The organism is Faecalicatena orotica (assembly GCF_003149245.1).
GTDB classification, from domain to species: Bacteria; Bacillota; Clostridia; order Lachnospirales; family Lachnospiraceae; genus Faecalicatena_A; species Faecalicatena_A orotica.
This window is the reverse complement of record NZ_QGDL01000003.1, coordinates 382193-389227: the sequence shown is the minus strand read 5'-3', so window position 1 is coordinate 389227 and position 7035 is coordinate 382193. Positions and strand designations below refer to the sequence as shown.

At 45.9% G+C, this 7035-nt stretch carries 7 protein-coding genes and 1 tRNA gene; 7 read left to right on the top strand and 1 reads right to left on the bottom strand.

The genetic code is table 11. From position 1 onward, the window contains the following. Positions 1 to 513: 513 nt before the first annotated feature. The 6 genes from A8806_RS07510 (at position 514) to A8806_RS07490 (ending at position 5071) form a co-directional block, all read left to right on the top strand. Positions 514 to 586: transfer RNA gene (locus tag A8806_RS07510), tRNA-Thr, on the top strand. 157 nt (positions 587 to 743) lie between these two features. Next, positions 744 to 866 carry a putative holin-like toxin gene (locus A8806_RS26575; RefSeq protein ID WP_242995988.1) on the top strand — a complete coding sequence of 41 codons (123 nt, stop codon included), beginning with the start codon at positions 744 to 746 and terminating at the stop codon, positions 864 to 866. A gap of 301 nt (positions 867 to 1167) precedes the next feature. Next, positions 1168 to 2523 (top strand): sensor histidine kinase, encoded by a 1356-nt coding sequence (locus tag A8806_RS07505; RefSeq protein WP_109730559.1) that lies wholly within the window; start codon positions 1168 to 1170, stop codon positions 2521 to 2523. A gap of 27 nt (positions 2524 to 2550) precedes the next feature. Then, entirely contained in the window at positions 2551 to 3306 is a 756-nt protein-coding gene (locus tag A8806_RS07500; RefSeq protein ID WP_109730558.1) for a LytR/AlgR family response regulator transcription factor, read from the top strand. Between the two features lie 149 nt (positions 3307 to 3455). Next, positions 3456 to 4328 (top strand): ABC transporter ATP-binding protein, encoded by an 873-nt coding sequence (locus A8806_RS07495; protein WP_242995986.1) that lies wholly within the window; start codon positions 3456 to 3458, stop codon positions 4326 to 4328. Further along, positions 4328 to 5071, top strand: a complete 744-nt coding sequence (locus tag A8806_RS07490; protein ID WP_109730557.1) for an ABC transporter permease — start codon at positions 4328 to 4330, stop codon at positions 5069 to 5071. The genes A8806_RS07495 and A8806_RS07490 overlap by 1 nt, the downstream gene beginning before the upstream one ends. Before the next feature lie 11 nt (positions 5072 to 5082). Here A8806_RS07490 and dtd read toward each other — a convergent pair whose 3' ends face one another. Beyond that, on the bottom strand, positions 5083 to 5529 hold the full coding sequence (gene dtd, locus A8806_RS07485) for a D-aminoacyl-tRNA deacylase (RefSeq protein ID WP_109730556.1): 447 nt from the start codon (positions 5527 to 5529) through the stop codon (positions 5083 to 5085). Between the two features lie 146 nt (positions 5530 to 5675). Here dtd and A8806_RS07480 point away from each other — a divergent pair, with 146 nt between their 5' ends. After that, positions 5676 to 7022, top strand: coding sequence for an MATE family efflux transporter (locus A8806_RS07480; RefSeq protein WP_109730555.1), 1347 nt, complete (start codon positions 5676 to 5678; stop codon positions 7020 to 7022). The last annotated feature ends 13 nt before the right edge of the window (positions 7023 to 7035 follow it).

Here is a 7035-nt window from a genome sequence, read left to right as displayed (position 1 = left end):
TCAGGGTGTTTTGAAAAGTTCTCGGGATGGAGCGCCATTCCTGAAATAATTTCTAAGAGATTGTTTTTAACCTGTTTTGCAAATGACATATGAGACCTCCTTGTAGTCAGACAAAAGATATAGTTCTGATTACAGGGGCCGCTCTTGTTGCTGTCACACCAGCAACGAGAGCGGCCGCACATTTTGGGCTCTGTGTCAACCTTTAGAGGTGATTTTTTTAAAATTTAGGTTAGACCCTTATTCAGGATTTAACCTCGTAACTTAACTAACTGACATTGGTTCACTCCCCAGCCTATCATTACGCTGATAGGCTGGGAGCCGTAACGTAAAACAGCCAATAAGCCTGCCCTCTCGCCGAAGGCGACTTTAAATGGGCAGGCGCGTTACTGTTTACAGGCTTGCCTGTGAACAGTAACGAATTGTCAATGGATTTATAATTTATTTGAAAAATCATATTGACAACTATACTCTTTTTAGTGTATATTAATACCGTTGCGTATGCATTACGTACAGGCTGTCGTGGCTCAGTCGGTAGAGCGTCGCCTTGGTAAGGCGGAGGTCGGCGGTTCGATTCCGCTCGACAGCTTAAAAAAGACTTTCAAGAGTTGATATCTCTTGAAGGTCTTTTTTTAAAGTTATTGACGATTGTGTGATTAAAATACATATGCTATTATTAATTCATGGAGCAGCTGTGTACAAGGTGGAAGCCTCCCATACTTTATAGAAGAGGGGAGGTGGTGCGAATGAATACATATGAAGTCCTCAGCCTATTGTTTTTAGGTGGTTCATTTCTCATAGCACTGCTTGCGTTACTGTTTAAACCGTGCCGTGCACTCCGCTGCACGGCATCGGAGCCAACAAAATAATAATTTCGGGGCATCTGCCCCTCGCCGAAGGCGACTTTTAATGGGCAGATGCCGTTACTGTGCATGCCCGTAGGGGATGAACAGTAACCTGCTTGCCTATATAGATAGGAATAACAAGCGAAAATAAAAAAGTCTACCTTTGTACTTGGCGGTCTAGGTAGACTTTTTGCAACTTAGGGGCTAACCACCTTTGTGGGCGGCTGCTCCAATTTCTATCATTATTATAACATACTTCCATTGATTGTAAAGGGAGATTTTATTGAATCTAAACACTGTTTAAAGAACAAGAGGTTTTCTGACTATGCCGGCTTCATTAATTATACGCACAATATTTATACTTGTTATTGACTCAATTAGTTCACATCTCGTGTTATATCTGTTTCTGTTTGCGATTGCGGATTCCAGAATCCGTTGGAAGGATGCAGGGCGGATGATGCTTATATCTGTCCCGCTGACGACGCTGGCGGCCTGGTTTTTATACTATATGGTTTCTATTCATATTCTGTTGGGCTATGCATTATCGTCCCTGGTTACAATCGGCCTGAATGTAATTCTCATTACGGTCTATCTAAAGTGGCATCCTTTAAAATCTTTGACTGCACTTGCTCTTGCGGCGGCCATGCAGGTCGGGACAGGGGCCATATTTGCGTCTATAATTTCGGGTGTATCTATCGCGGAGTCCGCGGGATTAGTAAAATACATATTCTGGATGGTTATAGTGTATCCGGCTGTTGTTTTTGCCATCTGCCTGCTTTTGACCCGGCTTCAGCTTGGACGGTATATGCGGTTTCTTTTGTCGGATGAGAAGAGTCTGGTTTTTACGGCGTCAGCTGCTTTGGTGCTGGAGATTTTTGTTGAACTGCTTTTTACGATGAAAGATGTGTTTCAGGCTAACTTTAATTTTACATATATATTGAGTATCCTGACATTCCTGCTTCTTATCCTATGCTTTTTTACCTATATATCTGCAAAGGGGGAGCGTGATTCAAAGATCAGGATGCAGGAAGCGATGCTGCTGGAGCAGAGACATTACATGGAGAATCTGGAAGCCATCCAAAAGGAGATGAGGGCATTCCGGCATGATTACAAGAATATACTTTCCGGTATGTCTGTCTATGCGGAGGAAGGAAATACGCAGGAAATCAAGAATGCACTCAGGAAGATGGAAGCAGATTTTGACTATAAAGTGGGAGAGAACATAAGGCAGGCGGGCCAGCTGGGCAATATTCAGATTCCGGAACTCAAGAGTCTTGTACTCTCGAAACTCAGCCGTATGAAAGAGAAACAGATTGTCTGCAATCTGGAGGTGTTCCGTCCGGTTACCGAGGTTTCAATGGATGTTCTCGACCTGAACCGGTGTCTTGGAATCCTGCTGGATAATGCGATAGAAGCGGCGGATATCACAGAAGGCTCTTCGGTTGACCTGATTATCAGCAGGCAGGAAGATATGGTTACGATCATAGTCAGTAATCCGTGGAATAAGGAACTGGCCCTGCACAGTATCTGGAAGGAAGGGTACTCGACGAAAGGGGAAGGGCGGGGACTCGGACTGCCGGGATACCAGAGGATTCTTGAGAAGTATGAAAATGTATTTCCTGTGACAAGCTGGAAGAATCATATATTTACGCAGGAGATAAAAATCATGAATAAGGGATAAAAGTAAACCACAACAGGAGATAAAATAATGCTGCCAGTTTACATATGTGATGACGAAGAGAAAATGAGAAAGATACTAAGTGATGAGATCGCACGCCAGATTCTGATAGGGGGCCATGATATGCAGACTGTGCTATGCACAGGTGATCCGGAAGAGCTTCTGGATATGGCCAGACAAAAGCAGAAGAGAGGGATCTACTTTCTCGACGTGGACCTGAAGCAGAAACGAAGTGAACGGGATGGTTTCTGGGTGGGCAGGGAGATCCGCAAGTTTGATCCGAGAGGCTTTATTATTTATATTACTTCTTTCAGGGACCTTGCTTTCAAGACTTTCCAATACCATGTGGAAGCCCTGGATTATATCGTGAAAGATGACATCCTGAAAATGCTTCCGGCCATACGGGACTGTCTCCGGGTGATTGCAAAACGGATGCTGGAGGAGATGGATGCAGAGACTTCAGCGGCGCCGTATTTTACTGTAAAAATGGCAGATTCACTCAGACATATCCCGCTCGCTGAAATCATTTGCTTTGAGACTTCGCCAAGGACCCACAGGATCCTGCTTTATACGGAGAGTGAACGACTCGATTTTATCGGGAAATTATCGGAGATAGAGGAACAGGCCGGCAATAATTTCATCAGATGCCACAGGGCATTCCTTGTGAACAGGGAGAAGATACGATCTGTTGACCTGAAGAACAACGAAATTACGATGCAAAACGGACAGATATGCCTTGTATCGAGGTCCATGAAGCCGAAGCTGGCAGAAATCTGTAGGCTTTAGGGGGGAAAATACCTTTTGACCCCAACATCATACATAATAATGACAAAGAAACCCGAAATGCATTTCAGGCACTCTGTGATACATTTCGGGCATTTTTTTATTCTAAGAGGGGCATTTTTGATATAGTTGGCTCATCAAGGAGAGAAAGGATGAGTGATATGGTACAGACAAACAGTCAGGAAATGATCACATTAAGCCACATATCAAAAAAATACCAGACGGAGCCGGCATTGAGGGATATCAGTTTCCGGGTCGGGAAAGGAGAAATCCTCGGATTCTTAGGACCTTCCGGGGCAGGCAAGACGACAACGATTAAAATCCTGACAGGGCAGCTGAGGCAGACGTCCGGGGATGCTTATATTCTGGGCAGGAACACGAAGGAGATCGACAGCTCTATTTACGAGCAGATCGGTATCGTTACTGACAACAGCGGAATCTATGAGAATATGACGGTATATGATAATCTGAAATATTTTGCAAGAATCCTGAATGTGGATCAGGGGAGAATCGAAGAGCTGCTAAAAAGGGCAGGGTTATGGGAGCATAGAAAAAAACAGGCGGGAAAACTATCGAAAGGGCAGACACAGCGTCTGGTCCTAATGAGATCCGTGCTGCACCAGCCCCAAATTTTATTTCTTGATGAACCAACAAGCGGGCTTGACCCGTCTACGGCACAGGAGATCCACGGACTGCTGAAGGAGCAAAGGGACAAAGGGATGGCGATTTTTCTTACTACCCATAATATGGAAGAGGCGGCAAAGCTATGTGACAGGGTTGCCCTGCTCAATGACGGAAATATCGTGGAGATAGGGACCCCCAGAGAAATATGCCTCAAATATAATACAAAGAAGCATTACCGCATCCTGCTGAAAAATCAGGAAGAATTTGTACTGGAGCATAGTGGAGAAAACATAAAAAAGATTGCGGCATATATGTCTGACGGGGAGCTGGAGGTCATTCATTCCTGCGAGCCCACTCTGGAGGATGTATTTCTGGCAGTGACAGGAAGGGAGCTGAGATAATGAAGATTTGTACAAGAAAATTAATGACTGTGACAGAAATGAAGACGAAGGCGCTGTTTGATAAAAATGTCATTCTGATACCGGTTATGGTTCTGGGAATCACGGTCATCATGAAACTGGTTTACTCAGCAATGCTGGATGGAAAAGAAATTCCGCCCATGCTTCTTGGCGTGATTCTGAATCTGGGACTGACGATGAATATTACGATGACCGGCACGGTTGTGACGAGCACACTTCTGGCACAAGAGAAGGAAAAACATACATTGAGGACGCTGATGACATCCTCGGTCAGCGGGGTTGAGTTCTTTCTGGGAAGCATGATCCCGCCGCTGGCCGAAATCATGCTTGTGAATATTATACTGATTCCACTCAGCGGAATATCCTTTGCAGCTATCAATCTTGGGATGTATGTATTGGCAACGCTGCTGGCCAGCCTGACAAGCTGCATCCTCGGCATGCTGGTCGGAATCTTTGCCCGCAGCCAGATGAGCGCGGGAACCCTGACAACGCCGTTGATTCTTGTCTTCATGCTGGTTCCAACGTTTGCATCCATCGTCCCGTCCATACAGAAGGTATCCAGATTCCTGTACACAGGGGTAATCGCAGAAATGGCATCGGCATATGCGTCAGGAAAGACATTCCACATGAGTGCACTGCATATGATTGTTCTGGCCGGTGAAATCCTGCTTGCCTTCCTCCTGTTCCTGCTCTGCTATAAAAAGAACGGCTATGAGAAAGAATAAACAGACCAGTCCTATAATTGATCGGAATCCAGCACGATTGTAAAGGGTCCGTCATTTACAAGGCTGACCTTCATGTCGGCTCCGAATCTTCCGGTCTGTACAACCGGTACGGATGTACGGCATTTCTCAATGATATATTCATAAAGTGCGTTTGCTTTGTCCGGTTTACCGGCTTCGATGAAGCTTGGCCGGTTTCCTTTCCGGCAGTTTGCGTAAAGCGTGAACTGGGATATGAGCAGGAGACTGCCGTCTACATCCGCAAGGGAAAGGTTTGTCTTACCGTCTGCATCCTCAAAGATGCGCAGCCCGGTCATCTTGCGGAACATTTTATCCGCCGTCTCCTCGGTATCGCTGTCCGATACGCCTATCAGGACAACCAGTCCCTTTTCTATACTTCCGATTACTTCATGGTCTACCGTCACGGAAGCCTCCGTGACTCTTTGTATGACAAATTTCATATGAACCTCCTGAATGAAAAATCCTTTGTATCTTCAATTTTAGATACAGACTTTATTTTAAACTTATGGTAGAATAAAGTCTAGAAGGAAATGGAAAAAAATGAAATTTCCGGGGAATTTAAGAGAGGTTTGGGGTGATTGTACGAATGAAAAAGACAACGATTATGACAGAAGGCAGCATCTGGAAGAAGCTGTTATTTTTTGCTGTCCCGCTTATTCTGGGGAATTTGTTCCAACAGCTGTACAATACAGTGGATTCAATTATTGTGGGGAATTATATCGGGAGTGAGGCGCTGGCTGCCGTGGGGGCGAGCAGTTCTGTCGTAAATCTCCTGATCGGGTTCTGTATTGGCGCTTCGGCTGGGGCGGGAGTTGTGATCTCACAGTTTTTCGGTGCCAGAGATAAAGAGGGCGTCAGAAAGGCCGTCCATACGACGGTTGCACTGTCGATTGCGGCAGGAATCGTTATGACGATAGCCGGTGTGCTTCTGACACCGCTGATTCTGCGCGCGATGGGGACTCCGGCAGAGGTGTTTTCACAGGCAGTGACCTATTTGCAGGTATTTTTCGGAGGAATTGTGTTCTCGGTTATCTATAACATGGCGGCGGGAATCCTGAATGCAGTTGGAAATTCTAAACGATCTTTAGTTTACCTGCTGATTGCGGCGTGTTCAAATATTGTTCTGGATTTGTTGTTTGTAGTAGTGCTCAAAATGGGAATTATCGGGGCGGCACTGGCAACAGATATCAGCCAGCTTCTTTCCTGTATCTTCATCCTCCGTTTCCTGATGCGGACAGATGAAATATATAAACTGCGGTTCCGGGAGATTCGTTTTTATGACCACCTGCTCGGGAAAATCTTGAGAATCGGCCTGCCGACGGGTGTCCAGAATATTGTAATCTCACTTTCTAATGTCATTGTACAGTCCACGGTTAACAGCTTTGGGGCTGTAGTGATGGCCGGGTTTGCCGCGTATATTAAGATTGACGGCTTTAACCTGCTGCCGGTACTGAGCATCAGCATGGCGGCGACAACATTCACAGGACAGAACATCGGAGCCGGGAAGCTGGACCGTGTGAAGAAATGTATGATTACATCCGTGGCAATGGGCGTAGTCTATACAGTCGCGACCGGAATCCTGCTGCTGGCCTTTGCACCGCAGGTAATCGGAGTATTTACGAAGAATAGGGAGGTCGTGGAGTGCGGCGTCTATATTATGAGGTTCTTCTGCCCGTTCTACTGGATGCTTGCAGTTCTGCAGATCCTGTCCGGCACCATCCGGGGAGCCGGCAAGACGATGGAGACGATGTTCGTTTTCATCATCTCACTGTGTCTGTACCGCATCGCATGGATCTGGGGCGCGATGTCAGTAAAGCACAGCCTGGATCTGCTTATGATGGTATATCCGACTTCATGGCTTGTAGGCGCCATTCTAATCCTGCTATATGGATGGAAAGGAAAATGGATGCCGAAAATACCCAAAAGAGATTGAGCATAAAGCCCCC

Excerpts from the sequence above, each read along its gene's own strand:
- A8806_RS07480 (WP_109730555.1), top strand. The coding sequence starts at position 5,676 with ATGAAAAAGACAACGATTATGACAGAAGGCAGCATCTGGAAGAAGCTG.
- A8806_RS26575 (WP_242995988.1), top strand. The coding sequence starts at position 744 with ATGAATACATATGAAGTCCTCAGCCTATTGTTTTTAGGTGGTTCATTT.
- A8806_RS07495 (WP_242995986.1), top strand. The coding sequence starts at position 3,456 with ATGAGTGATATGGTACAGACAAACAGTCAGGAAATGATCACATTAAGC.
- dtd (WP_109730556.1), bottom strand. The coding sequence starts at position 5,529 with ATGAAATTTGTCATACAAAGAGTCACGGAGGCTTCCGTGACGGTAGAC.
- A8806_RS07505 (WP_109730559.1), top strand. The coding sequence starts at position 1,168 with ATGCCGGCTTCATTAATTATACGCACAATATTTATACTTGTTATTGAC.
- A8806_RS07500 (WP_109730558.1), top strand. The coding sequence starts at position 2,551 with ATGCTGCCAGTTTACATATGTGATGACGAAGAGAAAATGAGAAAGATA.
- A8806_RS07490 (WP_109730557.1), top strand. The coding sequence starts at position 4,328 with ATGAAGATTTGTACAAGAAAATTAATGACTGTGACAGAAATGAAGACG.